The sequence below is a fragment of the Pseudomonas sp. 29 genome, from assembly GCF_002754355.1.
Lineage (GTDB): Bacteria > Pseudomonadota > Gammaproteobacteria > Pseudomonadales > Pseudomonadaceae > Aquipseudomonas > Aquipseudomonas neuropathica.
Genome location: NZ_PEEY01000001.1, coordinates 2,477,370 through 2,502,499 on the forward strand (window position 1 = coordinate 2,477,370; position 25,130 = coordinate 2,502,499).

The 25,130-nt window shown below is 60.2% G+C and carries 23 protein-coding genes; 17 read left to right on the forward strand and 6 right to left on the reverse strand.

Translation table 11 applies throughout. The annotated features are described in order from the left end of the window. Positions 1-202: 202 nt before the first annotated feature. From CLU80_RS11605 to CLU80_RS11625, 5 genes are all read left to right on the forward strand, one after another. The gene (locus CLU80_RS11605; RefSeq protein WP_007913612.1) at positions 203-1,558 is read left to right on the forward strand and encodes a M16 family metallopeptidase; all 1,356 of its coding nucleotides are present in this window, start codon (positions 203-205) and stop codon (positions 1,556-1,558) included. Then, positions 1,551-3,038, forward strand: a complete 1,488-nt coding sequence (locus tag CLU80_RS11610; protein WP_099757426.1) for a M16 family metallopeptidase — start codon at positions 1,551-1,553, stop codon at positions 3,036-3,038. The genes CLU80_RS11605 and CLU80_RS11610 overlap by 8 nt, the downstream gene beginning before the upstream one ends. Further along, the gene (gene rsmD, locus CLU80_RS11615) at positions 3,038-3,652 is read left to right on the forward strand and encodes a 16S rRNA (guanine(966)-N(2))-methyltransferase RsmD (RefSeq protein ID WP_093429823.1); all 615 of its coding nucleotides are present in this window, start codon (positions 3,038-3,040) and stop codon (positions 3,650-3,652) included. The genes CLU80_RS11610 and rsmD overlap by 1 nt, the downstream gene beginning before the upstream one ends. A gap of 63 nt (positions 3,653-3,715) precedes the next feature. Continuing rightward, positions 3,716-4,711 carry a hydrolase gene (locus CLU80_RS11620; RefSeq protein ID WP_095049448.1) on the forward strand — a complete coding sequence of 332 codons (996 nt, stop codon included), beginning with the start codon at positions 3,716-3,718 and terminating at the stop codon, positions 4,709-4,711. Continuing rightward, the gene (locus tag CLU80_RS11625) at positions 4,708-5,550 is read left to right on the forward strand and encodes an AraC family transcriptional regulator (protein ID WP_099759368.1); all 843 of its coding nucleotides are present in this window, start codon (positions 4,708-4,710) and stop codon (positions 5,548-5,550) included. The genes CLU80_RS11620 and CLU80_RS11625 overlap by 4 nt, the downstream gene beginning before the upstream one ends. A 102-nt stretch (positions 5,551-5,652) precedes the next feature. Here CLU80_RS11625 and CLU80_RS11630 read toward each other — a convergent pair whose 3' ends face one another. Together CLU80_RS11630 and CLU80_RS11635 are read right to left on the reverse strand one after the other, a co-directional pair. Then, positions 5,653-6,507 carry a sulfurtransferase gene (locus tag CLU80_RS11630; RefSeq protein ID WP_099757427.1) on the reverse strand — a complete coding sequence of 285 codons (855 nt, stop codon included), beginning with the start codon at positions 6,505-6,507 and terminating at the stop codon, positions 5,653-5,655. Between the two features lie 33 nt (positions 6,508-6,540). Then, on the reverse strand, positions 6,541-7,212 hold the full coding sequence (locus CLU80_RS11635) for a TetR/AcrR family transcriptional regulator (RefSeq protein ID WP_099757428.1): 672 nt from the start codon (positions 7,210-7,212) through the stop codon (positions 6,541-6,543). A gap of 128 nt (positions 7,213-7,340) precedes the next feature. Here CLU80_RS11635 and CLU80_RS11640 point away from each other — a divergent pair, with 128 nt between their 5' ends. The 5 genes from CLU80_RS11640 to CLU80_RS11660 all read left to right on the forward strand — a co-directional run bounded on the left by CLU80_RS11640 (position 7,341) and on the right by CLU80_RS11660 (position 12,073). Continuing rightward, positions 7,341-8,789, forward strand: coding sequence for a coniferyl aldehyde dehydrogenase (locus CLU80_RS11640; protein WP_502694639.1), 1,449 nt, complete (start codon positions 7,341-7,343; stop codon positions 8,787-8,789). A gap of 29 nt (positions 8,790-8,818) precedes the next feature. Beyond that, entirely contained in the window at positions 8,819-9,364 is a 546-nt protein-coding gene (locus tag CLU80_RS11645) for a twin-arginine translocation pathway signal protein (protein ID WP_093429818.1), read from the forward strand. 119 nt (positions 9,365-9,483) lie between these two features. Further along, positions 9,484-11,079 (forward strand): GMC family oxidoreductase, encoded by a 1,596-nt coding sequence (locus CLU80_RS11650; protein WP_093429817.1) that lies wholly within the window; start codon positions 9,484-9,486, stop codon positions 11,077-11,079. 115 nt (positions 11,080-11,194) lie between these two features. Continuing rightward, the gene (coaD, locus tag CLU80_RS11655) at positions 11,195-11,674 is read left to right on the forward strand and encodes a pantetheine-phosphate adenylyltransferase (protein WP_003229157.1); all 480 of its coding nucleotides are present in this window, start codon (positions 11,195-11,197) and stop codon (positions 11,672-11,674) included. Between the two features lie 147 nt (positions 11,675-11,821). Beyond that, a complete protein-coding gene (locus tag CLU80_RS11660; protein WP_003195146.1) occupies positions 11,822-12,073 on the forward strand; it encodes a YfhL family 4Fe-4S dicluster ferredoxin in 252 nt (83 codons plus the stop codon). A 132-nt stretch (positions 12,074-12,205) separates the two neighbouring features. Here the strand turns inward: CLU80_RS11660 and CLU80_RS11665 are convergent, their stop codons facing one another. The 3 genes from CLU80_RS11665 to CLU80_RS11675 all read right to left on the reverse strand — a co-directional run bounded on the left by CLU80_RS11665 (position 12,206) and on the right by CLU80_RS11675 (position 14,236). After that, positions 12,206-12,529: a multidrug transporter gene (locus CLU80_RS11665; RefSeq protein ID WP_095049443.1), complete on the reverse strand. Its 324-nt coding sequence runs from the start codon at positions 12,527-12,529 to the stop codon at positions 12,206-12,208. Positions 12,530-12,598: 69 nt separating this feature from the next. Beyond that, complete coding sequence (mutM, locus tag CLU80_RS11670; RefSeq protein ID WP_095125836.1) at positions 12,599-13,411, reverse strand: bifunctional DNA-formamidopyrimidine glycosylase/DNA-(apurinic or apyrimidinic site) lyase; 813 nt, start codon at positions 13,409-13,411, stop codon at positions 12,599-12,601. A 12-nt stretch (positions 13,412-13,423) separates the two neighbouring features. Continuing rightward, positions 13,424-14,236, reverse strand: coding sequence for an HDOD domain-containing protein (locus CLU80_RS11675; RefSeq protein WP_175559546.1), 813 nt, complete (start codon positions 14,234-14,236; stop codon positions 13,424-13,426). 228 nt (positions 14,237-14,464) lie between these two features. On the opposite strand from CLU80_RS11675, the gene CLU80_RS11680 reads away from it, so the two are divergent. From CLU80_RS11680 to ilvD, 6 genes are all read left to right on the forward strand, one after another. Continuing rightward, positions 14,465-15,004 carry a type 1 glutamine amidotransferase domain-containing protein gene (locus tag CLU80_RS11680; protein ID WP_093429814.1) on the forward strand — a complete coding sequence of 180 codons (540 nt, stop codon included), beginning with the start codon at positions 14,465-14,467 and terminating at the stop codon, positions 15,002-15,004. A 172-nt stretch (positions 15,005-15,176) separates the two neighbouring features. Continuing rightward, entirely contained in the window at positions 15,177-16,373 is a 1,197-nt protein-coding gene (locus tag CLU80_RS11685; RefSeq protein ID WP_093429813.1) for a class I SAM-dependent rRNA methyltransferase, read from the forward strand. A 440-nt stretch (positions 16,374-16,813) separates the two neighbouring features. After that, positions 16,814-17,887: a SagB family peptide dehydrogenase gene (locus CLU80_RS11690; protein WP_099757430.1), complete on the forward strand. Its 1,074-nt coding sequence runs from the start codon at positions 16,814-16,816 to the stop codon at positions 17,885-17,887. After that, entirely contained in the window at positions 17,884-18,861 is a 978-nt protein-coding gene (locus CLU80_RS11695; RefSeq protein WP_099757431.1) for a diiron oxygenase, read from the forward strand. The genes CLU80_RS11690 and CLU80_RS11695 overlap by 4 nt, the downstream gene beginning before the upstream one ends. After that, a complete protein-coding gene (locus CLU80_RS11700) occupies positions 18,854-20,086 on the forward strand; it encodes a multidrug effflux MFS transporter (RefSeq protein ID WP_099757432.1) in 1,233 nt (410 codons plus the stop codon). Before CLU80_RS11695 ends, CLU80_RS11700 begins: the two co-directional genes overlap by 8 nt. A gap of 268 nt (positions 20,087-20,354) precedes the next feature. Then, complete coding sequence (ilvD, locus tag CLU80_RS11705) at positions 20,355-22,196, forward strand: dihydroxy-acid dehydratase (protein WP_099757433.1); 1,842 nt, start codon at positions 20,355-20,357, stop codon at positions 22,194-22,196. Positions 22,197-22,384: 188 nt separating this feature from the next. Here the strand turns inward: ilvD and CLU80_RS11710 are convergent, their stop codons facing one another. Beyond that, positions 22,385-23,446 carry an HAD family hydrolase gene (locus CLU80_RS11710; protein ID WP_099757434.1) on the reverse strand — a complete coding sequence of 354 codons (1,062 nt, stop codon included), beginning with the start codon at positions 23,444-23,446 and terminating at the stop codon, positions 22,385-22,387. A 241-nt stretch (positions 23,447-23,687) separates the two neighbouring features. On the opposite strand from CLU80_RS11710, the gene CLU80_RS11715 reads away from it, so the two are divergent. Continuing rightward, positions 23,688-25,079, forward strand: a complete 1,392-nt coding sequence (locus CLU80_RS11715) for an L-cystine transporter (RefSeq protein ID WP_099757435.1) — start codon at positions 23,688-23,690, stop codon at positions 25,077-25,079. The last annotated feature ends 51 nt before the right edge of the window (positions 25,080-25,130 follow it).

Consider the following 25,130-nt stretch of genomic DNA (forward strand, 5'->3'; position numbering starts at 1 on the left):
TAAACGAAGGACTAAACCGGCAAATTCGGCGAAAAAGCGAAGTTTAGTCGATAAACCGTAGCTTTCTGCCGCAAACCCATTCAGCCAGATCAGGTCTGAAAACCTGATAGGCGTGGTCGCCGGTAAAACGGATCAGTATCCTAGCACCCTCTCGCCCGCCGACGCTAAGACCAAGCGGGCAGCCCAACAGGTTAAAAAACGAATGAATGCTCTAGCCCGCCGCGCCGCAGGCCTGCTGCTCAGCACAGTCTGCCTGCCCCTTTCGGCCCTGGCGGCCGACCCGCAACCGACTCACGAATTCACCCTCGACAACGGCCTCAAGGTCGTCGTGCGCGAAGACCATCGCGCGCCGGTGGTGGTCTCGCAGGTCTGGTACAAGGTCGGCTCCAGCTACGAAACCCCGGGCCAGACCGGTCTGTCCCACGCGCTTGAGCACATGATGTTCAAGGGCAGTGAAAAAGTCGGTCCCGGCGAAGCCTCGCTGATCCTGCGTGACCTCGGCGCCGAAGAGAACGCCTTCACCAGCGACGATTTCACCGCTTATTACCAGGTGCTGGCCCGCGACCGTCTGGGCGTCGCCTTCGAACTGGAAGCCGACCGCATGGCCAATCTGCGCCTGCCGGCCGACGAGTTCGCCAAGGAAATCGAAGTCATCAAGGAAGAGCGCCGCTTGCGCACCGATGACAAGCCGATGTCCAAGGCCTACGAGCGCTACAAGGCCATGGCTTACCCGGCCAGCGGTTACCATACGCCGACCATCGGCTGGATGGCCGACCTCGACCGGATGAAAGTCGAGGAGCTGCGCCACTGGTACCAATCCTGGTACGTGCCGAACAACGCCACGCTGGTCGTAGTCGGTGACGTTACTCCGGACGAAGTGAAAACCCTCGCCCAGCGCTATTTCGGCCCGATCGCCAAGCGCGACGTGCCGCCAGCGAAAAAACCGCTGGAGCTGGCCGAACCCGGCGAACGCCAGATCACCCTACACGTGCAGACTCAGTTGCCTAGCTTGATGCTCGGTTTCAACGTGCCAAGCATTGCCACGGCTGAAGACAAACGCTCGGTCAACGCCTTGCGCCTGATCTCGGCGTTGCTCGACGGCGGTTACAGCGGGCGCATCCCGACGCAACTGGAGCGCGGCGAAGAGCTGGTCTCCGGCGGTTCGTCGAGCTACGACGCCTATACCCGTGGCGACAGTCTGTTCACCCTGTCGGCAACCCCGAACACCCAGAAGAAAAAGACTATCGCGCAAGCCGAGGCGGGCTTGTGGAAACTGCTGGAACAGCTGAAAACCACCGCGCCGTCCGCTGAAGAACTGGAGCGCGTGCGAGCACAAGTGATTGCCGGTCTGGTCTTCGAACGTGATTCGATCACCAGTCAGGCCACCGCCATCGGTCAACTCGAGACCGTAGGTCTGTCGTGGAAACTGATGGACACCGAACTCGCCGATCTGGAAAGCGTGACCCCGCAAGACATCCAGAACGCCGCCAAGCTGTATTTCACCCGCGAACGTCTCAGCGTCGCCCACGTCCTGCCACTGGAGACGACTCATGAGTAAGCGCAAATCCCCACGCCTGCTGCTCGGCCTGATCGCCGTGGCGGTGATCGGCTCTGCCGCGCTGTACCTGTCGCCTGGCGCTGACAGCAATGCCAGCGAAGCCCTCGACAACGCCAAGACCAGCCAGAAGCTGCAATCACTGACCGAACTCGACGGCAAGGCCCCGGCCAGCCGCAAACTCGACGTGCAAACCTGGAACACCGCCGAAGGCGCCAAAGTATTGTTCGTCGAAGCCCATGAGCTGCCGATGTTCGACATGCGCCTGATCTTCGCCGCCGGCAGCAGCCAGGACGGCAGCGCATCGGGTCTGGCGGTGCTGACCAACGCAATGCTCAACGAAGGTGTCGCCGGTAAAGACGTCGGCGCCATCGCGCAAGGCTTCGAAGGCCTCGGTGCGGATTTCGGCAACGGTGCTTTCAAGGACATGGCGCTGGCTTCGCTACGCAGCTTGAGTGCCACCGACAAGCGTGAACCGGCGCTGAAGCTGTTTTCGGAAGTGGTTGGCAAACCGACCTTCCCGGCCGATTCGTTCGCACGCATCAAGAACCAGCTGCTCGCCGGTTTCGAATACCAGAAACAGAACCCCGGCAAACTCGCCAGCCTTGAGCTGATGAAGCGTCTATACGGCGATCACCCGTACGCGCATTCGAGTGACGGTAACCCGCAGAGCGTGCCGAAGATCACCCTCGCGCAGTTGCGTGAGTTCCACGCCAAGGCCTACGCCGCTGGCAACGTGGTGATCGCGCTGGTCGGCGACCTGTCGCGGGCGGACGCCGAAGCAATTGCCAATCAGGTCTCTTCTGCCCTGCCGAAAGGCCCGGCGCTGGCGAAGATCGCCCAGCCACAGGAACCGAAGGCCAGCACAGGCCATATCGAGTTCCCGTCGAAGCAGACCAATCTGATGATCGCGCAACTGGGTATCGACCGTGACGATCCGGATTACGCCGCGCTGTCGATGGGCAACCAGATCCTCGGTGGCGGCGGTTTCGGCACGCGCCTGATGAGTGAAGTGCGCGAGAAGCGCGGCCTGACCTACGGCGTGTACTCGGCGTTCAGCCCGATGCAGGTACGTGGCCCGTTCATGATCAACCTGCAAACCCGCGCAGAAATGAGCGAGGGCACCCTGAAACTGGTGCAGGACGTGCTCGCTGACTACCTGAAAACCGGGCCGACGCAGAAGGAACTCGACGACGCCAAACGCGAACTGGCCGGCAGCTTCCCGCTGTCCACCGCGAGCAATGCCGATATCGTCGGCCAACTCGGCGCGATGGGCTTCTATAATCTGCCGCTGAGCTACCTGGATGACTTCATGCGTCAGTCGCAAAGCCTGACCGTGGAACAAGTCCGCGACGCTCTGAACAAACACCTGAGCACGGACAAAATGGTCATCGTCACCGCTGGCCCGACCGTGCCGCAAAAGCCGTTACCGGCCCCATCTGATAAACCTGCCGAGCAACCGCTCGGGGTTCCGGAGCACTAATGGCGACTCGAGCACCCAAGAAACCTGCGCAAAACGTTCACAACGGTGTGAACCAGTTGCGCATCATTGGCGGCCAATGGCGCAGCCGCAAGCTGAGCTTCCCCGACGCACCGGGCCTGCGCCCGACGCCGGATCGCGTGCGTGAAACCTTGTTCAACTGGCTCGCACCGTACGTTGAAGGGGCCAAGGTGCTTGATCCGTTCGCCGGCAGTGGCGCGCTGTTTCTCGAAGCGCTGTCCCGTGGCGCAGCCATGGGTCAGGCGCTGGATGCCAGCAACATTGCAGTGTCCAGCCTGAAAGAACACCTCGGTACCCTGCGCTGCACCAACGGCCAGGTACAGACCGCCGACGCCCTGCGTTATCTGGAAACCCAGACCGCAACTCCGTTCGACCTGGTATTCCTCGACCCGCCGTTCAACCAGAACCTGCTGCCTGCCGTCTGCACCTTGCTCGAAGAGCGCCAGTGGCTGGCGCCGGACTCGTGGATCTACACTGAAAGCGAAACGGCGCCATCGACGCTGGGCCTGCCGGGCAACTGGCGCCTGCACCGCGAGCAGAAATCCGGCCGGGTTTACTACGCGCTGTGGCAACGTACGGCAGAGATCGCCGGTTAACCGACCGGTCTGAATAAGCGGCGCCCCTTCCAACAGGGTCGCCGCTCTGCATCGAGAACCATCGTGTCCACCTCTTCAGAACGCTTCAACCCCGCCTTCGGCCTCGGCAATCCGCACCTGCAAACCTTGTGGGGGCCGCTGTGGCGCAAAACCGTACATATCGAGCGTGAACGCGAACGCCTGTGGCTTGAGGATGGCGACTTTCTCGATCTCGACTGGCACGGCCCGCACACCGCCGATGCACCACTGGTGCTGGTGTTACACGGTCTGACCGGGTCCTCCAATTCGCCTTATGTAGCGGGCATCCAGAAGTCACTGGCTGATCAAGGCTGGGCCAGTGTTGCGTTGAACTGGCGCGGCTGCTCTGGCGAACCGAATTTGCTGCCGCGCAGCTATCACTCCGGCGCCAGCGAAGACCTCGCCGAAACCATCAGACATCTGCGCGCCAAACGACCGCTGGCACCGCTGTATGCCGTCGGCTACTCCCTGGGCGGCAACGTGCTGCTTAAACACCTCGGGGAAACCGGCAGCGCCAGCGGCGTGCTCGGCGCCGTGGCGGTATCAGTGCCGTTTCGCCTCGACCAATGCGCCGACCGCATCGGCCAGGGATTTTCCAAGGTCTATCAGGCGCACTTCATGCGCGAGATGGTCGCCTATATCAAGAACAAGCAGCGGCAGTTTCAACACGACGGGCGTGAAGAAGGACTCGCCGCGCTGGCCGCCCTCGGCTCGCTGGAAAACATGCGCACCTTCTGGGATTTCGATGGCCGGGTAACCGCGCCGTTGCACGGGTTCGAGGATGCCGAGGATTACTATCGTCGCGCCTCAAGCCGCTATTTCCTCGGCGAGATCCGCACGCAGACCCTGATCATTCAGGCGGCGGACGATCCGTTCGTGTTCCCCCACAGTTTGCCGCAGGTCAATGAGCTGTCGCCGTCGACCGCTTTCGAACTGCAGGCGCGTGGTGGGCATGTCGGCTTTGTCGACGGCTCGCTGCGTCAGCCCGGCTACTATCTGGAACGACGCATCCCGCAGTGGCTGGCGCGCGTGCCCGCATGAGCGATCAGGGCGAGTCGATCCGCTTCTGGCAAACCGCGCCGCTGGCCGGGGTCGAGTTGCTGTCGGCGCGCTACATCGATCATCGTTTCGCCCCGCATGTGCATGACGGCTATGTGATCGGCATGATCATGGCCGGCGCCCAGCGTTATCGCTATCGCGGCGCCGAGCATCTGGCTGGCAGCGGCACGCTGGTGTTGATCAATCCCGACGAACTGCACACCGGACACAAGGGCACCGAGGATGGCTGGCTGTATCGGGCGTTCTATCCCGATACCGCGCAAATCGTTTCGCTGCTGGATGAGCTGGGGCTGTCCACCAGCAACCTGCCGGCGTTCGGCGCCACGTTGTATCGCGATGCGGATCTGGTCAACGGCTTTGCGCAGTTGCACCGCTTGCTCGAAAGCCCGACCACCGCGCTGCAACAGCAGACGGTGTGGCGCGAGATGATGTTGCGGCTGTTGCAGCGCCATGCGGCAGTGCCCGTGCCCGGCCGAGCCGGCAAGGAACACCGCGCGGTGCTGTTGGGCAAAGAACTGCTGCGCGCGCAACTGGCGGCGCCGCCATCGCTGGAAGAGCTCGCGGCGGCGGTCAATCTGTCACCCTTCCATTTCGCCCGAGTATTCCGTCGCGCCACCGGCATGCCGCCGCACACCTGGCTGATGCAGCAGCGCATCGCACAGGCCCGCACACTCCTGCAGCACGGCTGCTTGCCGGTTGAAGTCGCCACGCAACTGGGCTTTGCCGACCAGAGCCATCTGAGTCGACAGTTCAAGCAGGCTTATGGTGTTGGGCCCGCCGCTTACCGTAGCGCCCGACAGCGTCCTTCAGACAACGAATAACCAATGTGGGAGCGAGCCTGCTCGCGAAAGCGGTTGTTCATTCAACATTAATGTCGACTGATCCGACGCCTTCGCGAGCAGGCTCGCTCCCACAGGTATTGGTTATTCGCCGGTGGCGATACCGCGCGAAGGCTCGTTGATCCACTCACTCCACGACCCGGCATACAACGACCCCAACGGATAACCCGCCAGACACAAGGCAAACAGGTTATGACACGCCGTCACGCCGGACCCGCAATACGCAACCAGATCCGCTGGCGAACGCTCACCCAGCTTCGCGGCAAAACGCTGCTTGAGTTGATCCGCCGGCAGGAATCGTCCATCGCTGCCGAGGTTGTCGGTGAACGCCGTGCATTGCGCACCGGGAATATGCCCGGCAACCGGATCAATCGGCTCGACCTCACCTTTGAAACGCGGCAAAGCCCGGGCATCGATCAACGTCAGCGCCGGTTGACCAAGCCGCTGTTGCAGTTGCTCGGCGCTGAGCAGCAGGCGGGTGTCCGGCTGGCCAATGAAATTGCCACGGGTATCCGTCGGCGCATCCAGGCTCAGCGGAAGCCCCGCCGCATGCCACGCCTTGAGCCCACCATCGAGAATGAACACGCCATCGCGCTTGCCCAGCCACGCCAGCAACCACCACGCCCGCGCCGCGTAGGCACCGGGACCGTCGTCGTACAAAACCACGTCGCTGTCGTTGTTGATGCCCCAAGCCTGCAGCCGCTCGATAAACGCCGCCGGCTCGGGCAACGGGTGACGGCCAGTCACGCCTTTGACCACTTTACCGCTGAGGTCACGCTCAAGGTCGGCAAAGCTCGCCCCGGCAATGTGCCCTTCGGCATAACTGCGCTGACCGTAGTCCGGGTCTTCGAGGGCAAAACGACAATCGAGAATCACCAGTCCCGGCTGCGCCTTGCGGGCGTCCAGTGCTTCGGGGCTGATCAGTTGCGCAATCGGCATAACGGGCTCCCTGAGGGATTTCAACAGAACGGTTTATTTCACGTCTTCGAGGGCCTGGGCCAGCGGCACGTAGAATTCCTCGAACAACGCATTGACCTCGTCACGCGCCTGCTCGGTGACAAACCCGGCTTCAAGCACCAGTACCTGATACACGCCACGTTTAATAGCTTGTTCACTGAGGTGGTTGGAGTTTTCGCGCGTGGTGCACAGGAAGCGCACCCAGGACGTCAGGATGATCCAGGCATTGAGGGTCAGGGATTCGATCTGCACGCGATCCATATCAAGGATCCCGGCGGAAACAAAACCTTCGTAGATCGCCGCGCCCTGAATCACGCAGCGCTGGGAAAAGCGCCGATAGCGGGCGGCCAGTTCCGGATCGCTGTCGAGCAGATGCTCCAGATCGCGGTGCAGAAAGCGGTAGCGCCACATCGCCGAGAGCAATTCCTTGAGATAGAAACGCTTGTCCTCGACCGTCGCCGCGCGCCCCTGCGGCGGACGCAGAAAGCTGTCCACGAGGCTTTCGTACTCACTGAACAACACGGCGATGATCGCCTGCTTGTTGGGGAAGTGGTAGTACAGGTTGCCCGGAGAAATCTCCATGTGGGCGGCAATATGATTGGTGCTGATGCTGCGCTCGCCCTGTTGATTGAACAGCTCAAGGCTGTTCAGCACGATACGCTCGCTGGTTTTTATTCGTGGGGCCATGGCTTGAGCTTTAATTCAGAGTGCGTTGGGGGGCATCTTACGACCTAACCGGAAATGGATAAAACACTGCCGTGCAAGGAAGTCATTTGACTTTATAGAGCATAGACTCTAAAAAGTTCATCACTACAATAAATCCGGAGCAGACCATGACTGCCGACGTTGCTTACCTGCAAACGCTGCAACAACCGCTGGCCGAACTGGACCGGTTGTTCGAGGCGCAGCGGGCTGCGTATGCCGCCAATCCGATGCCGCCCGCCGCCCAGCGCCAGCAATGGCTCAAGGCCCTGAGTGATTTGCTCAACAACGAGCGTCAGGCCTTGATCGAGGCGATCAGCTCCGATTTCAGCCATCGCAGCGCCGACGAAACCTTGCTCGCCGAACTGATGCCGAGCCTGCACGGCATTCATTACGCCAACCGCCATCTCAAAGGCTGGATGAAAGCTTCGCGGCGCAAGGTCGGCATCGCGTTTCAGCCCGCTTCGGCAAAAGTGGTGTATCAACCATTGGGCGTGGTTGGCGTCATCGTGCCGTGGAACTACCCGTTGTATCTGGCGGTTGGCCCGCTGGTTGGCGCCTTGGCGGCGGGTAACCGGGTGATGCTCAAACTCAGTGAATCAACCCCCGCCACCGGCCTATTGCTCAAGGAATTGCTGGCGCGGATCTTCCCCGAAGACCTGGTCTGCGTGGTGCTCGGTGAAGCCGACATCGGCGTGGCGTTCTCGCGCTTGCGCTTCGACCACTTGCTGTTTACCGGCGCCACCAGCATCGGCAAACACGTGATGCGCGCCGCCGCCGAAAACCTCACCCCGGTCACCCTGGAACTGGGCGGCAAGTCGCCGGCCATCGTCTCCCGCGATGTACCGCTCAAGGATGCCGCCGAGCGCATAGCCTTCGGTAAAACCCTCAACGCCGGCCAGACCTGCGTTGCCCCGGATTACGTGCTGGTGCCGGAAGACCGGGTCGGTGCTTTTGTCGAAGCCTATCGCCAGGCGGTGCAGGGTTTTTACCCGACACTCACCGACAATCCGGACTACACGGCGATCATCAACGAACGCCAACTGGCGCGGCTCAACGGCTATGTAAGCGACGCCACCAGCAAGGGCGCGCTGTTGATTCCGCTGTTCGAGCAGGGCCAGGGCCGACGCATGCCGCACAGTGTGCTGCTGAATGTCAGCGATGAGATGACGGTGATGCAGGACGAAATCTTCGGCCCGCTGCTGCCGATCGTGCCGTATCAGGACCTGGAGCAGGCATTTGCTTACATCAATCAGCGGCCACGTCCTCTGGCTCTTTACTACTTTGGCTACGACAAACGCGAACAGAACCGGGTGCTACACGAAACTCATTCCGGCGGTGTGTGCCTGAACGACACCTTGCTGCATGTGGCTCAGGACGATATGCCATTCGGTGGCATCGGCGCTTCGGGCATGGGCCACTACCACGGTCACGAAGGCTTCCTGACCTTCAGCAAGGCCAAGGGCGTGCTGATTAAACAGCGCTTCAACGCAGCCCGACTGATTTACCCGCCCTACGGCACATCGATTCAGAAACTGATCCAGAAGCTGTTCATTCGCTAAACCTTTGTCATCGCCGGGTAATAAAAACAATGCACCCAAGCCTGACCGAAACACCTGCACTGTCGCGCCGTGGCCTGCTGAAATTCAGCCTTGGCGCCACGGCGTTTCTCGCCACCGCCGGACTCGGCGCCAGCCTAAGTGGCTGTTCGTCGAGCGTCGCGGCCAACGGCTTTGTCTCGTTGCGCGACGGCGACCTGCTGTTTCTGCGCGCACTGATTCCGGTGATGCTCGACGGCGCCGTGGCAGCCGAGAAGATGCCGAGCGCGGTTGATGGCACGCTCAAGTCGCTGGACTACAGCCTTGATCACCTGTCGCCGGAAATGCTCAAGCTCACCCGGCAACTGTTCGACGTACTCGGCATGGCCGTGACGCGCGGGCCACTCACCGGGATCTGGGGCAGCTGGGAAAATGCCAGCCCCGAGGCCATGCGCCATTTCCTCGAGCGCTGGGAAAACAGTTCGCTGAACCTACTGCGCATGGGGCATAGCTCGTTGCAGCAGATGGTGATGATGGCCTGGTATACCCGCGCAGAATCGTGGGCGCATTGCGGTTATCCAGGGCCGCCTAGCGTCTGAAACCGTGTCGCTCCCTTCGCGAGCAAGCTCGCTCCCACATTTGAAATGCATTCCCCTGTAGGAGTGAGCCTGCTCGCGATGAGGCCCGCCAGAACAACAAAAACAAGAGAACCTGATCGATGCCCGTACCCGACCCGTTCCGCGAAGGCCTCGCCCGAGGCTGGAAAACCTACAACGGCGCACAACTGAGCGACGATCTCAGCCTTGAAGCCGACGTGGCCATCATCGGCAGCGGCGCCGGTGGCGGCACCACGGCAGAAATCCTCAGCGCTGCCGGCTACAAAGTTCTGCTGATCGAAGAAGGCCCGCTGAAAACCAGTTCAGATTTCAAAATGCTCGAAGACAAGGCCTACAGCAGCCTTTATCAGGAAGGCATCGGGCGCATGAGCAAGGACGGCGCGATCACCATTCTTCAGGGCCGCGCGGTCGGCGGCACGACGCTGATCAACTGGACCTCGAGCTTTCGCACCCCGGAGCCGACCCTCGAGCACTGGGCCAAGGAACACAACGTCAAAGGTCACAGCCCTGCCGAGATGGCGCCGTGGTTCGAGAAAATGGAGCAGCGCCTCGGCGTCGCCCCGTGGAGGGTGCCACCCAATGCCAACAACGACGTGATCCGTAAAGGCTGCGAACAACTTGGCTATAGCTGGCACGTGATCCCACGTAACGTGCGCGGCTGCTGGAACCTCGGCTATTGCGGCATGGGCTGTCCGACCAATGCCAAACAATCGATGATGGTCACGACCATTCCGGCGACTCTGGAAAAGGGCGGCGAACTGCTTTATCTGGCCCGCGCGGAGAAGCTGCTGATCAACGGCGACAAGGTCACTGGCCTGCAATGCGTGGCGATGGACGAACGTTGCGTCACGCCGACCGGGCGCAAGATCACGGTCAAGGCGCGGCATTACGTGCTCGCCGGCGGCGGCATCAACAGCCCGGCGCTGCTGCTGCGTTCGGATGCTGCGGACCCACATAAAACCCTGGGAAAACGTACCTTCCTGCACCCGGTGAACATGTCCGCAGCGCGCTTCGACGAAGTCATCAACCCGTTTTACGGGGCGCCGCAGTCGATCTATTCCGACCATTTCCAGTGGAAGGACGGCACCAGCGGGCCGATGGCCTTCAAACTCGAAGTGCCGCCGTTGCATCCGGCCTTGGCTGCCACCCTGCTCGGCGGCTTTGGCGCAGAGAGCGCGCAACACATGGCAGACCTGCCGCACACCCACGCCATGCTGGCCTTGCTACGTGACGGTTTTCACCCGGACAGCACGGGCGGCACCGTCGAGCTGCGTGGCGATGGTTCGCCGGTGCTCGACTATCAGGTGTCACCCTACGCCTGGGAAGGCTTGCGCCGGGCTTTTCACGTCATGGCCGAAATCCAGTTCGCCGGCGGTGCAAAAGCGGTGATGCCGATGCACGCCGACGCCCGTTACGTGAAAACCCTGGCCGAGGCCCGCACGTTGATCGATGGTTTGAGCCTTGAGCTGTACCGCACGCGTCTGGGCAGCGCGCATGTCATGGGCGGTTGCGCGATGGGCGAAGAGCCGAAAAGCGCAGTCACCGACAGTCTCGGCCGGCATCATCAACTGGCTAATCTGTCGATTCACGACGGCTCGCTGTTCCCTACCAGCATCGGCGCCAACCCGCAGCTATCGGTGTATGGCCTGACCGCGCAACTGGCGACTTCCCTCGCCGATCGGCTGAGAAATCCGTGAAAAAACCAATTAATTGCCTCGTCTATAGTGCTTTCTTACCCAACAGGCGACTTGGCCGACCGGGACGGCTGCGATACCATCCGACTCCCCAACGGACTCCCGCCAGGACGACGCGATGAACCGAGTGTTGTACCCAGGTACCTTCGACCCTATTACCAAGGGCCATGGCGATCTGGTCGAACGCGCCTCGCGCCTGTTCGACCACGTGATTATTGCAGTCGCTGCCAGCCCGAAGAAAAACCCGCTGTTCCCGCTGGAACAACGGGTCGAACTGGCTCGCGAAGTGACCAAACACCTGCCGAACGTGGAAGTGGTCGGTTTCTCGACACTGCTGGCGCATTTCGCCAAAGAGCAGAACGCTAACGTGTTCCTGCGCGGCCTGCGTGCGGTGTCGGACTTCGAATACGAATTCCAGCTGGCCAACATGAACCGTCAGTTGGCCCCGGATGTGGAGAGCCTGTTTCTCACGCCGTCCGAGCGTTATTCGTTCATTTCCTCGACGCTGGTGCGGGAAATTGCCGCGCTGGGCGGCGATATCAGCAAGTTCGTCCACCCGGCCGTGGCTGATGCGTTGACCCTGCGCTTCAAGAAGTAGGAGCTGCCGAAGGCTGTGATCTTTTGCTTTTAAAAGATTGCAGTCTCGTGCCCTTGATCGCAGCCGCGTGCACTGCGCTCGCCAATGCGGCACAATTGCGCGCATTGATTTATAGCGCCCGGGCCTGCCGCCCCGGCTGGAGTTAGCATGTCCCTGATCATCACCGACGATTGCATCAACTGCGACGTCTGCGAACCCGAGTGCCCGAACGCCGCCATCTCCCAAGGCGAAGAGATCTACGTGATCGACCCGAACCTGTGCACCCAGTGCGTCGGCCACTACGACGAACCACAATGCCAGCAGGTCTGCCCGGTGGATTGCATTCCGCTGGACGAAGCGCATCCGGAGACTGAAGAACAGTTGATGGAGAAATACCGCAAGATCACTGGCAAGGCTTGATCCGCCGGATTTGTAGCGCTCTTTCGGGCCTCTTCGCGAGCAAGCTCGCTCCCACATTTAAAATGCGTTCCAATGTGGGAGCGAGCTTGCTCGCGAAAAGGCCGTCAGCCACACAGGAAATCCCTGCTCAGCTTACTCGCGCTGCTCAAACCCCTCCCCGATACACCCCAGGCACCGCACAAAAGCGGCTTTAGCCGGATCAACTACCAGCGCCTGCCCGGCATCGCCCACCCCGCCGCCCAGTGCGGTGAACGGCAACGACACGACGAACGCCCCCGCACCGATGACCGTCGCCACCACCAATAAAGGTCGGGCAATCAGCAAGTCGCCGATCATCGCGTAGGCCGGTGGATTCTGGATGGTGTAGCGCGGATCGCCGCTGCCGTTTTCCGTGGCCTGAACCGCCAGACTGGAACACAGCAGCAGCGTAATAACGAGGGTTTGCAAGGATTTCATGGCACGATCCTTCGGGCTAAACAGTGAGACCACTCACTATAGACCGTAGGACTTTTTCAGCCTGTTGTCTCAGGTCTGGCAGCGCGGGCAGAACACACTGGCACGCTGGCCGAGCTTCACTTCACGCAAACCGGTACCGCAGACCTTGCAGTGTTCACCGCCACGGCCATAGACAAACAGTTCCTGCTGGAAATACCCCGGCTGACCGTCGCCGCCAATGAAATCGCGCAGCGTCGTACCTCCGCGCTCGATGGCAGCGGCCAGAATGCGTTTGATCTCTATCGCCAGCTTCAGATAGCGCCCCCGGGAAATGCCCCCGGCCTCGCGGCGCGGGTCAATCCCGGCGGCGAACAGCGCTTCGGTCGCGTAAATATTGCCGACCCCGACCACCACTGCGTTGTCCATGATGAACGGCTTGACCGCCATCGACCGCCCGCGTGACAGCTGAAACAAGCGCTCGCCGTCGAACAGATCGGTCAGTGGCTCAGGCCCCAAGCGAATCAGCAGTTCATGATTGAGCGGGTCGTTGCTCCACAACATCGCGCCGAACCGGCGCGGATCGGTGTAGCGCAGCGCCAGCCCTGACTCCAGCTCGATATCGACATGTTCATGCTTGAGCGCCGGCAAACCGGCTTCGACCAGACGCAAATTACCCGACATGCCCAAGTGGCTGATCAGCGTGCCGACTTCGGCGTTGATCAGCAGATACTTGGCGCGACGCTCGACCAGCACGATGCGCTGCCCCGACAGGCGCACATCGAGATCTTCGGGGATCGGCCAGCGCAACCGCCGGTCACGCACGATCACCCGACTGACGCGCTGGCCTTCCAGGTGCGGGGCAATCCCGCGACGGGTGGTTTCGACTTCTGGCAGTTCAGGCATGGCGTTCTCGGATCAATGCGCGCCGAGGTCGCGGATTGTTTGTTTGAGAGTTTCGAAGTCGTAATCCGACAGTCCTACATAGTCGAGTACCAGCGGGCCGACGGCGTTCCATTCGGAATCTTCGGTCTGGTTACCCAGCACACGGTATGACGCACAAATATGCTCGGCCATCTTCAGGATCGCCAGGAGGTTTTTCAGCTGACTGTTGCGCGACGATTCATCGCTGAAGATCGCCAGGGCGTTGTGGTGATTGGCGATCGCCGCACTGACATGCTCCGGCAGGCGCCACGACTTGGCGGTGTAGTAGCCGACCACCGCGTGGTTGGTGTTGAACTCGCTGTTCTCGGTGTCGACCACCCGACATTCAGCGCTGGCATTGGCGTAAGCCTTTTCCAGCACCGTCATGTAATTGGGAAACCGTTGCAGCATCAACGGCACACCACAATCGTGGAACAGGCCCAAGGCGTAAGCCTCGTCACCGGCCTGAGTGCCGATACGCTTGGCCAGCGTCAGGCAGGTCATCGCCACATCCTGGGCGGTGTCCCAGAAGCGGTTAAGGGTGACGATGGTGTCGTCGTTCATCTCGCCCTTGATCGACTGCGCGTTGATCAGGTTGATGATCGAGCGGCTACCCAGCAGGTTCACCGCGCGCTGAATCGAGGTGATTTTGTTGCTCAAGCCGTAATACGGCGAGTTGACGATCTTCAGCAACGAGCCGGACAGCCCGGGATCCTGGGCGATCAGCTTGGCGATCACCTCCAGGTCCGGGTCGGGCATGTACTGCTCCATTTGCAGATCCACCATGATCTGCGGTTGCGCAGGCACGCTGATGCCTTGCAGCGATTGTTGAATCTGTTCGGTGGTCAGCTCTTGGGACATAAGTACACACTCTGGGACAGGCGGCGATTCTAACCTCTAAAAACCGCACGACGACACACCAGTGGGCAATTGTCAGGAACTTTCATTCACGTCCAGGCTTCGGAATCTGTAATGCCCAACGGGTCACACCGGCCCATTGCGGCGGCAAACTCCCACAGACTCAGGAGCTTATCGATGGCCACTTCCCTCAACGGCAAACGCGTCGCCATTTTGGTAACAGACGGTTTCGAGCAGGTCGAACTGACCGGTCCCAAGCAGGCACTGGAGCAAGCGGGCGCGCAAGTCGACATCCTCTCCGCCGAGGCCGGTAAGGTCAAAGGCTGGAACCACGATAAACCAGCGGACGACTTCGAGGTCGACCAGACTTTCCAGAGCGCCAGCAGCGAGCAGTACGACGCGATCGTCCTGCCGGGCGGCGTGCAGAACTCCGACACCATCCGCATCGATCAGGATGCCCAGCACCTGGTCAAGACCGGCGCCTCTGCCGGCAAACCGATTGCGGTGATCTGCCATGGCGGATGGCTGCTGATTTCCGCCGGGCTGGTCAACGGCAAGACCATGACCAGTTACAAGACACTCAAGGATGACCTGGTGAATGCCGGGGCCAACTGGGTCGATAAAGAAGTGGTCAAGGATGGTCACCTGATCAGCAGCCGTCAGCCGGATGATATTCCGGCGTTCAGCAAGGAGCTGATCACCGCGCTGTCGGCGTAGTATTCGAGGCCGTCTCGCGAGCAAGCTCGCTCACACAGTAGATTCTGGATCGACACAAGGTCCCTGTGGGAGCGGGCTTGATCGCGAAGAGGCCATCAGCGTTTCATCGCTCATCAAACCCGGCACAAGTCGCAACACGCTATACTCCCGCTCTTTTTTCCGGAGCGACGTCATGTCCCTGCCTAGCTTGCGCCTCAAAGCCAACGCCGACCGTCGCCTGCGCGCCGGTCACCTGTGGGTCTACAGCAACGAAATCGATGTAGCCGCCACCCCGCTTCACGGCTTCAATGCCGGCGACCAGGCCATCCTCGAAGCCGCTGGCGGCAAGCCGTTGGGCATCGTGGCGATGAGCCCGAACAACCTGATCTGCGCCCGCCTGCTGTCGCGCGATATTAAAGTTGCGCTGGACAAGTCGCTGCTGGTGCACCGTCTGAACGTGGCCCTGTCACTGCGCGAGCGCCTGTTCGACAAACCGTTCTACCGTCTGGTCTACGGTGACTCCGACCTGTTGCCAGGCCTGGTCGTTGACCGTTTCGGTGACATTCTTGTGGTGCAGATCGCCTCGGCGACCATGGAAGCGCACAAAGATGACGTGATCGCGGCCCTGACCCAAGTGCTCAAGCCAAGCGGCATCCTGTTCAAGAACGACTCCGCAGCCCGTGATGCCGAAGGCCTCAACCGCTACGTCGAAACCGTGTTCGGCCTGGTGCCGGAGTGGGTGGCGCTGGAAGAGAACGGCGTGAAGTTCGAAGCCCCGGTCATTCAGGGGCAGAAAACCGGCTGGTTCTACGACCACCGCATGAACCGTGCACGCCTGGCCCCTTACGCCAAAGGCAAACGCGTCCTCGACCTCTATAGCTACATCGGTGGCTGGGGCGTGCAGGCTGCTGCGTTCGGCGCCAGCGAAGTGTTCTGCGTCGACGCCTCGGCTTTCGCCCTCGACGGCGTTGAGCGCAACGCCGCGCTGAACGGTTTCGCCGACAAGATGACCTGCATCGAAGGCGACGTCTTCGAGGCCTTGAAAGAGCTGAAAGCCAGCGAAGAGCGCTTCGACGTGATCGTGGCCGACCCGCCAGCGTTCATCAAACGCAAGAAAGACATGAAAAACGGCGAAGGCGCCTACCGTCGCCTGAACGAGCAAGCCATGCGCCTGCTCAACAAGGACGGCATCCTGGTCAGCGCGTCGTGCTCGATGCACCTGCCGGAAGATGACCTGCAGAACATCCTGCTGACCAGCGCCCGTCACCTGGATCGCAACATCCAGTTGCTCGAGCGGGGCGGCCAGGGTCCGGATCACCCGGTGCACCCTGCCATCGCCGAAACACGCTACATCAAGAGCATCACCTGCCGCCTGCTGCCCAACAGCTGATTTTTTGCGGATAACGGGGAGCCAGCAGGCTCCCCGTTTTGGTTTCTGGCATCGCCCTTCCCTTCACTATCTTCCTGGACTTCCTACAATTATATTCCCGCAGACATGCAGGACATTTCCTTACGTCTTTTAATTACTGAAACTTGCCCCACAAGTTTATTTTCAGCTAAAGATTGCTCCGACAAAATTACTGGAAATTTCCTACCTAATATCCCCTTGCCAATAATCCATTACAAACTATTATGAAGTTGTCACCACGAGGTGACTTCAACTATCAATGAACAAGGAGTTCACATCATGAAAAGTATTTCTCTGGAAAGTAAAAAAATCGCAAACCTGGCTTTTCTGGTTGCCCCTAAAGCCCGCTAAGTAAGTCAGGACGCTGGGGAGTGCCGGCAACCCGGCGTCCTTTTGACTTCTTCCAGAGTGAAACGATCAATATGCACATCAATCCTTACTTGTTTATATTGCCGCGCCAGACCGGACAAGTTGTGTGGAATTATAAAAACCATACACAACACGAACTTGATCTGAACTATGCAACTCGCCTTGCGCAATTAATCAACGACCCTCAACTGTTCGACGCGCACAACATAATAGACACACAACTATTGAGCGCAGATATTCTTACCGTTTCAAAAATAGACAATCCGCCATGGGGCTGGGATGAGCTGTCGAAAATTTATCACATCGGCACACAAAATATTCCCTGCGAACATACCCCACAGAACATTCACGAGTGGTCCAGGCAATATCTGGCGCACTGCAACGAAGTACTGGCCACCCCACAGCCTGCTGCAGACCGCCCGACGCCAGCACCCGAGCAGCGTATCGCCCTGCCTGCGCCGGGCGCTTTGAATAACGACAGTCTGGGAAATGTTCTGCTCCAGCGCAAAACCTGCCGTTCCTATACAGGTGCAGCGATAACGCTGAAGGACGTCGGCACCCTGCTTTACCTTTCCCTCGGTTATCTCCATGAACGAGACAATGATCGCGACGACAGCATCGCCCAAGGACTAAGCGCACGGCGAAGCAGTCCTTCCGCGGGGGGCCTGAACGCTTGCGAAGGCTTCCTCCTGGTGCAGAACGTCGATGGCCTGGAACCGGGCATCTATGCCTATCATCCGGCCGACCACACCCTGAGCCGGATCAATCCGCTGCCTCAACCAGCGCTGGGCCAATTGCTCGGCGGTCAGCACTTCATCAACAACCTGCCGCTGGGGTTGTTCATCACCGCCCGTTTTGACCGGCTCTGGTGGAAGTACGAACACTCGCGGGCCTATCGCATGGCCTTCGTTGAAGCGGGCCACTTGTCGCAAACCTTTCAACTGGTCGCCACGGCACTGGGCCTCAACACCTGGCTGACCGGCGCATTTGCCGACCAGCAGGTCGAAGCACTGCTCAATCTCGAGGGCAGCGCTGAACAACCGCTGTTCTTTGTTGGCTGTGGACAAAGCGACGGGCAAGTGATGTGCCACGAAATGCGCGAGCTGTTGCGCGAGGGACAGGCATGACCCTGTCGATGGCCGACCCTGATCAAGCGCCGGTGTCCTGGGCGCTCAAATTTACCTTGGGAGACTGGGAAAGCCGGGCCTCGGTGCGCAGCAGTACCCATGACTATCAATTGCCCGCCGATGTGCCGCTGCAACTGCAAACCCGCCACTGGTTCCCGCCGGCATTTCTGCCTTATCTGGCACATCCGGCCATCCAGGCGGCGGGGCGCGACGTACAGCATCGACTGGCAGCCAACCATCTGGTGCATTTTCTCGATTACACCACCTTGCTTGAACACCGCATCGTCAATCGTGCAGTAGAAGTCATCGTGCACCGGGAACTGCCCCTTTACGTGCCTCTGCCGATGAAGCACGCCGCGCTGCAGCTCTATACCGACGAGGGTTATCACGCGCTGTTCTCCAATCGTCTCGCCGAACAGATCGCCGCGTTTTACGGGTTCACCGGACGTCCGACGATTCCGAAGCGCATCAGCCGCCTCAACGCACTGATCGCCCGCACCCCGGAAAACAACCGGCCACTGGCATGGTTTCTGCTCGGTTTCGTCTCGGAAACCATCATTGCCCGCGAGCTGCTGGACGTCTGCCGCGACAGCCTGGTGTCCAGCGTCAACGACATGCTGCGCGACCACCTGACTGACGAAGCCCGCCACAGCCGCTACTTCAGCGAGGTGTTCCATTATTTCTGGCTGTCGATGAACAGCCGCCAGCGTGCGTTTGTGAGCCGGACACTGCTGGAGATCATCGGGATTTTTTTCGAGGCCGACGAACGCTGGCTGCAACAGAGCCTGCGAGGGGCAGGCATCGCCGACAGTGACGTGAAACAAATCGTCGGCGGCATGGCGACGGTGCAAGCCAACCGGGCCCGTGCACGATCAGGCGCCGTCGCAACGCTGGACGCACTACGCAAGGCCGGTTTTTTCGCACTTCCCCATAACCAGAAACTTTTCGCCAAGGCAGGACTGATCGATGGATAAAGGACAATCCGTGGCAACCACCAGGCAGCGCCGCGCCGCTGTCAGCCTGTTGCTGGCCATGGTGCTGCTGGGTGTGTTTCCACTGGACGTGCTGCTGCCCTCCTTTCCGGCAATGGCGACGCACTTTCTCCGTTCACCGGCAGACATCGCACTGTCCATCAGCCTGTTCGCCGTGGGGATCGCGTTTGCCCAGCTCTTGATCGGCCCCCTCTCGGACGTGATCGGGCGCAAGGGCCTGTTACTCGCCGGCATGAGCGTATCGATGCTGGGTGCGTTCGGTTGCGTGCTGACCTCCGATTACACGCTATTCCTGATATTTCGGGTGATGCAGGCCTTGGGCTGTGGATGTTTCGTGCTGTCGCAGGCACTGGTGCAGGATCTGTTCGAAGGTGAAGAGCGCGACCGGTTACGGATCCTGATGGTCACGGCGACCGGGATATTCATTTCGGTATCGCCGCTGGCCGGGACTTTTCTCCAGGCGACACTTGGTTGGCGCGGCAGCTTCTGGATCTTTTGCGCACTGTCCGCCACGGTGCTGATCAAGGCCTGGCTGTTTTTACCGAGCAGCCGACCGGCCTCAGGTGGTTCGCCGACCGGCTTCATTCAATCCTACCGACGCGTGTTGGGGGACTTCGAGTTTGTCGGCTACTGGCTGATTTCAGCGTTCGCCTTCGCCTGCCACTTCTCGTTCATCGTGATTTCGCCGCTGATTTTCATGGACCAACTGCAACTCGCGCCTTACGACTTTTCGCTGATCCTGCTGGTTTACGGTGCGGCGTATGTTGTCGGCGGGATCATCGCCGCGGTACTCAATCGACGCATCACGCCGGTTCAGCAAATCTTCACCGGGCTGAGCCTGATACTGCTTTCGGGACTGGCAATGCTGTACCTGGCAGCCAATCATGTGTTGGCGCCGGCCACGGTGTTGATCCCGATGCTGATCTGCACCGCCGGCACCACCATTGCCCGCCCTGCCGCCACCTCTCGGGCCATGGGCCTGTTTCCTGAGAACGCCGGCACATCGGCCTCGGCGGGCAGTACGATTATCTTTATTTGTGGCGGCCTGATCAGCGCATTGATCAGCCTCAGTCCGGCCAATCTGCAATTGACGCTGGGCTACAGCTTTGTGCTGCTGAGCGCGATCGCGCTGGTGCTCAACAACCGGCTCAGCCGTCGCGCGAAAAACCTTGAAGGCAACGTCATGGCGCAGACCGGCGGTGATTAAACCCGCCGGTCGTCATCCCATACACGCCGTCGGCACTGGAACAACGCTTTGCGCCATTCCCTCCAGACGCCAGCGGTGTAGAATCGGCTGATTCATCGCCATTCATCCCCCGGCGGGTTTATGAGCTCAGGCTGAGACCAGCGGCGATCCCGCAACGTCATCGGCAACTTCACGGACACACGGCCATTTCTGAGTGTTCCAGACGTCAATAGAAGCTCACTCCCCTTTTGCACCTGATTAGTAAGTGATTAGCCGCCCGGAGTGCTCCATGCCAGATTACCGCTCGAAAACATCCACCCACGGCCGCAACATGGCCGGTGCCCGCGCACTGTGGCGCGCCACGGGGATGAAAGATGACGACTTCAAAAAGCCGATCATCGCCATTGCCAACTCGTTTACCCAGTTCGTACCGGGCCACGTGCACCTGAAGGACCTCGGTCAACTGGTCGCCCGTGAAATCGAACGCGCCGGTGGCGTGGCCAAGGAATTCAACACCATCGCCGTGGATGACGGCATCGCCATGGGCCACGACGGCATGCTGTATTCGCTGCCGAGTCGCGAAATCATCGCCGACTCCGTCGAGTACATGGTCAACGCCCACTGCGCCGACGCCATCGTCTGCATCTCCAACTGCGACAAGATCACCCCGGGCATGCTGATGGCTGCCCTGCGCCTGAACATTCCGGTGATTTTCGTTTCCGGCGGCCCGATGGAAGCCGGCAAGACCAAACTCGCTTCCCACGGCCTCGACCTTGTCGATGCCATGGTGATCGCCGCCGACGCCAGCGCTTCTGACGAGAAAGTCGCTGAGTACGAGCGCAGCGCCTGTCCGACCTGCGGTTCGTGCTCCGGCATGTTCACCGCCAACTCGATGAACTGCCTGACCGAAGCACTGGGTCTGGCATTGCCCGGCAATGGTTCGACCCTCGCCACCCACAGCGACCGCGAACAACTGTTCCTGCAGGCCGGCCGCACCATCGTCGAGCTGTGCAAACGCTACTACGGCGAGAACGATGAGTCGGTATTGCCGCGCAACATCGCCAACTTCAAGGCGTTCGAGAACGCGATGATGCTCGACATCGCCATGGGCGGTTCGACCAATACCATCCTGCACTTGCTCGCTGCCGCTCAGGAAGCCGAGATCGATTTCGACCTGCGCGACATCGATCGTCTCTCGCGCAGCGTCCCGCAACTGTGCAAAGTGGCGCCGAACATCCAGAAGTACCACATGGAAGACGTGCACCGCGCCGGCGGCATCTTCAGCATCCTCGGCTCGCTGGCCCGTGGCGGTCTGCTGCACACCGACCTGCCGACTGTGCACAGCCGCAGCATGGAAGAAGCCATCGCCAAGTGGGACATCACCCAGACCGACGATGAAGCGGTGCACCACTTCTTCAAGGCCGGCCCTGCCGGTATTCCGACGCAGACGGCGTTCAGCCAGTCGACCCGTTGGGAAACCCTCGATGACGACCGTGAAAACGGCTGCATCCGCAGTTTCGAACACGCCTATTCGCAAGAAGGTGGTTTGGCCGTGCTGTACGGCAACATCGCGCTCGATGGCTGCGTGGTGAAAACCGCCGGTGTTGACGAGTCGATCCACGTCTTCGAAGGCAACGCGAAGATCTTTGAAAGCCAGGACAGCGCCGTACGCGGCATCCTCGCTGACGAAGTGAAGGAAGGCGACATCGTCATCATTCGCTACGAAGGCCCGAAAGGCGGCCCGGGCATGCAGGAAATGCTCTACCCGACGTCGTACCTGAAATCCAAAGGTCTGGGCAAAGCCTGTGCGCTGCTCACCGACGGCCGTTTCTCCGGCGGCACGTCGGGTCTGTCCATCGGCCACGCTTCGCCAGAAGCAGCAGCCGGCGGCGCTATCGGTCTGGTGCAGGACGGCGACAAGGTGCTGATCGACATTCCGAACCGCTCGATCAACCTGTTGGTCAGCGACGAAGAACTGGCGGCACGCCGTGCCGAGCAGGACAAGAAAGGCTGGAAACCGGTCGAGGTGCGTCCACGCAAAGTGACCACCGCCCTCAAGGCCTACGCCCTGCTGGCGACCAGTGCCGACAAGGGTGCTGTGCGTAACAAAGCGATGCTCGACGGGCTGTAAGCCTCAGCTGTCGAAAAGAAAATGCCCCGCCAAGTGCGGGGCATTTTTTTGTCTGGCCGAAATCCCAAAGTCACTGCAGATCAAACTGTGTGCGAGCCTGCTCGCGAATGCGGTATGTCAGAAACGAAGAAGGTGACTGACACTACGCTTTCGCGAGCAGGCTCGCTCCCACATTGGATCGGTGTGGCTTACTGAATCTCCTCCGGTTTGACGATCACCCAGTTCTTGTCCGCTGTCACCGGCAAACCTTCCTTGGCCTGCGCCGCCGCGTGCTTGGCCATCATGCCGTTCAACTGCGTCATGTACTTGTCCTTGCGGTTGACCCACAAGTGAATCCCGCCCTTGGCCACATCGACATCGTGGAACAGCATGTAACCGTCGCTGGTCGGGGTATCGCCACCGACCAATACCGGTTTTTTCCATTCATCGATGTAGGTCAGAATCGCTGCGTGCTTGCCGGCCATCCACGTCGCCGGCGTCCACAGATACGGCGTCAGTTCGAGCCCAAGGTTGGCCTTCTCGTCATATTTGCCGGCGGTAATCTGCTTGCGTGCCGTGGTCAGTTCGTTGGTCTCGCGGTTCTTCAGCAGGGTGGTCACGCCGATGACGTTTTGCGGTTTGACGTTGTAGCCATACTTCGGATCCGCCGCGACCATGCGCACCAGCTCTTCAGAGGCGGCGGTCATCACGTAGACCTCAATGCCGTTCTCCATCAGCTTGTTGTACAGCTCTTGCTGGCCGGTGAAGATCTTCGGCGGATTGACGTCGAGTTTCTTGACCACATCGCCTTCGTAGTAAGTCGCTGGCACCGGCTTGCCCGAAGCCATCAGCTCATCGACGTAGCCTTTGAGTTCCTTGAGGGTGAAACCGGAGAACACCTGCGCCACCCACGGGTAGCAGACCATGTCGTCGACTTCGCAGAGGCGGTAGTAGTAACTGAACAGGCTTTCCTTGTGGTCGGCGGTGTCCTTGAACGGCATCAGTTTCAGGGAAGGATCAAGCTTGTCGCGGGTGATCAGGCCCTTGTTTTCCATGAACGGCAACAAGGATTCTTCGAGGTCGTAGCGGTAACTGGTGTTGTCCATGTCGAACACCGCGTAGTTACCCTTGTTGGCGTTGGCGGCGATCATCGCGTCCAGCGCCTTGGCCTGATCCGCCGGCCAGTGTTTCAGGTCAGTAGCGAACGCCTGAGTGGCCAGTCCCATGCCCACAGCCAGTGCAACAGCCAGAAATTTCGGTGCGAACTTCATAAGCCTCTTCTCCCTGATTCAAAGAGACCGACGCTAACAAATTAGTGTGACAGTCCTCGTCTGTCAGCGACCGTCCGCGTCCCTATCGCGCCAGATGCATTGCCGAGAGCGACACACGCTTATTCCAAAAACGACGGTCACCCTAAGATTTCGGTATTAAATCATTGCAAATCAAGCTGTTAGGCTTGCCGGTTCGCAGCAGCCCCGGAAGGCTGTTGGCACAGTCTTTCCTGGAGATCTCATGAATCTACCGTTGATTCTCAACCTGCTGGTGTTCCTCGCCCTGCTTTTCGGTCTGGCACAAACCCGCCACACCACGTGGAGCCTGGCGAAAAAAGTCCTGCTCGCGCTGGTGCTGGGTGTTGCGTTCGGCGTGGCCCTGCACGCCGTTTACGGTGCCGGCAACCCGGTGCTGAAAGCATCGATCGGCTGGTTCGATCTGGTCGGCAACGGCTACGTGCAGTTGCTGCAAATGATCGTCATCCCGTTGGTGTTCGCCTCGATCCTCAGCGCCGTGGCACGCCTGCACAATGCTTCGTCGCTGGGTAAGATCAGCTTCCTGACCATCGGCACCCTGCTGTTCACCACTGCGATCGCGGCGCTGATCGGCATCGGACTGACCAACCTGTTCGGCCTCACCGCTGAAGGTCTGGTCGCCGGCACCCAGGAAATGGCCCGTCTGCAAACCATTCAGACCGACTACGCCGGCAAGGTCGCCGATCTGAATGTGCCGCAACTGCTGCTGTCGTTCATCCCGCAAAACCCGTTTGCCGATCTGGCGCGGGCCAAGCCAACCTCGATCATCAGCGTGGTGATTTTCGCCGCGTTCCTCGGGGTCGCAGCGCTGCAACTGCTCAAGGATGACGTCGAGAAAGGTCAGAAAGTGATCAACGCCATCGACACCCTGCAAGCCTGGGTGATGCGCCTGGTGCGTCTGGTGATGAAACTGACCCCATACGGCGTGCTGGCGCTGATGACCAAAGTGGTCGCCGGTTCCAACCTGCAAGACATCATCAAACTCGGCAGTTTTGTGGTGGTGTCGTACCTCGGTCTGGGCCTGATGTTCGTCGTGCACGGTTTGCTGGTTTCGGCGGCGGGTATCAACCCGCTGCGCTTCTTCCGCAAGATCTGGCCGGTGCTGACGTTCGCGTTCACCAGCCGTTCCAGCGCCGCGAGCATTCCGCTGAGCATTGAAGCGCAGACCCGTCGTCTGGGCATTCCACAATCGGTGGCGAGTTTTGCTGCTTCGTTCGGTGCGACCATCGGCCAGAACGGTTGCGCGGGTCTGTACCCGGCGATGTTGGCGGTGATGGTTGCGCCAACCGTAGGCATCAATCCGCTGGATCCACTGTGGATCGCGACGCTGGTGGCGATTGTGACGTTGAGTTCGGCGGGTGTGGCCGGTGTGGGTGGCGGTGCGACGTTCGCGGCGCTGATCGTGCTGCCGGCGATGGGCTTGCCGGTGTCACTGGTGGCGTTGCTGATTTCGGTTGAGCCGCTGATCGACATGGGCCGCACGGCGTTGAACGTGAGTGGCTCGATTACCGCTGGGGCGATTACCAGTCAGGTGATGCAGCAGACTGATAAAGAATTGCTGGATGCGGATGAGCATGCGGAGCTGGCTCAGGCTTAAGCTCATCTTTGCCTGATCTGGCCTCTTCGCGAGCAGGCTCGCTCCCACATA

Bases quoted from the DNA above. Each gene is read 5' to 3' on its own strand.
- CLU80_RS11605 (WP_007913612.1), top strand. From the start codon at position 203: ATGAATGCTCTAGCCCGCCGCGCCGCAGGCCTGCTGCTCAGCACAGTC.
- CLU80_RS11610 (WP_099757426.1), top strand. From the start codon at position 1,551: ATGAGTAAGCGCAAATCCCCACGCCTGCTGCTCGGCCTGATCGCCGTG.
- rsmD (WP_093429823.1), top strand. From the start codon at position 3,038: ATGGCGACTCGAGCACCCAAGAAACCTGCGCAAAACGTTCACAACGGT.
- CLU80_RS11625 (WP_099759368.1), top strand. From the start codon at position 4,708: ATGAGCGATCAGGGCGAGTCGATCCGCTTCTGGCAAACCGCGCCGCTG.
- CLU80_RS11630 (WP_099757427.1), bottom strand. From the start codon at position 6,507: ATGCCGATTGCGCAACTGATCAGCCCCGAAGCACTGGACGCCCGCAAG.
- CLU80_RS11635 (WP_099757428.1), bottom strand. From the start codon at position 7,212: ATGGCCCCACGAATAAAAACCAGCGAGCGTATCGTGCTGAACAGCCTT.
- CLU80_RS11645 (WP_093429818.1), top strand. From the start codon at position 8,819: ATGCACCCAAGCCTGACCGAAACACCTGCACTGTCGCGCCGTGGCCTG.
- CLU80_RS11650 (WP_093429817.1), top strand. From the start codon at position 9,484: ATGCCCGTACCCGACCCGTTCCGCGAAGGCCTCGCCCGAGGCTGGAAA.
- coaD (WP_003229157.1), top strand. From the start codon at position 11,195: ATGAACCGAGTGTTGTACCCAGGTACCTTCGACCCTATTACCAAGGGC.
- CLU80_RS11660 (WP_003195146.1), top strand. From the start codon at position 11,822: ATGTCCCTGATCATCACCGACGATTGCATCAACTGCGACGTCTGCGAA.
- CLU80_RS11665 (WP_095049443.1), bottom strand. From the start codon at position 12,529: ATGAAATCCTTGCAAACCCTCGTTATTACGCTGCTGCTGTGTTCCAGT.
- mutM (WP_095125836.1), bottom strand. From the start codon at position 13,411: ATGCCTGAACTGCCAGAAGTCGAAACCACCCGTCGCGGGATTGCCCCG.
- CLU80_RS11680 (WP_093429814.1), top strand. From the start codon at position 14,465: ATGGCCACTTCCCTCAACGGCAAACGCGTCGCCATTTTGGTAACAGAC.
- CLU80_RS11685 (WP_093429813.1), top strand. From the start codon at position 15,177: ATGTCCCTGCCTAGCTTGCGCCTCAAAGCCAACGCCGACCGTCGCCTG.
- CLU80_RS11690 (WP_099757430.1), top strand. From the start codon at position 16,814: ATGCACATCAATCCTTACTTGTTTATATTGCCGCGCCAGACCGGACAA.
- CLU80_RS11695 (WP_099757431.1), top strand. From the start codon at position 17,884: ATGACCCTGTCGATGGCCGACCCTGATCAAGCGCCGGTGTCCTGGGCG.
- CLU80_RS11700 (WP_099757432.1), top strand. From the start codon at position 18,854: ATGGATAAAGGACAATCCGTGGCAACCACCAGGCAGCGCCGCGCCGCT.
- ilvD (WP_099757433.1), top strand. From the start codon at position 20,355: ATGCCAGATTACCGCTCGAAAACATCCACCCACGGCCGCAACATGGCC.
- CLU80_RS11710 (WP_099757434.1), bottom strand. From the start codon at position 23,446: ATGAAGTTCGCACCGAAATTTCTGGCTGTTGCACTGGCTGTGGGCATG.
- CLU80_RS11715 (WP_099757435.1), top strand. From the start codon at position 23,688: ATGAATCTACCGTTGATTCTCAACCTGCTGGTGTTCCTCGCCCTGCTT.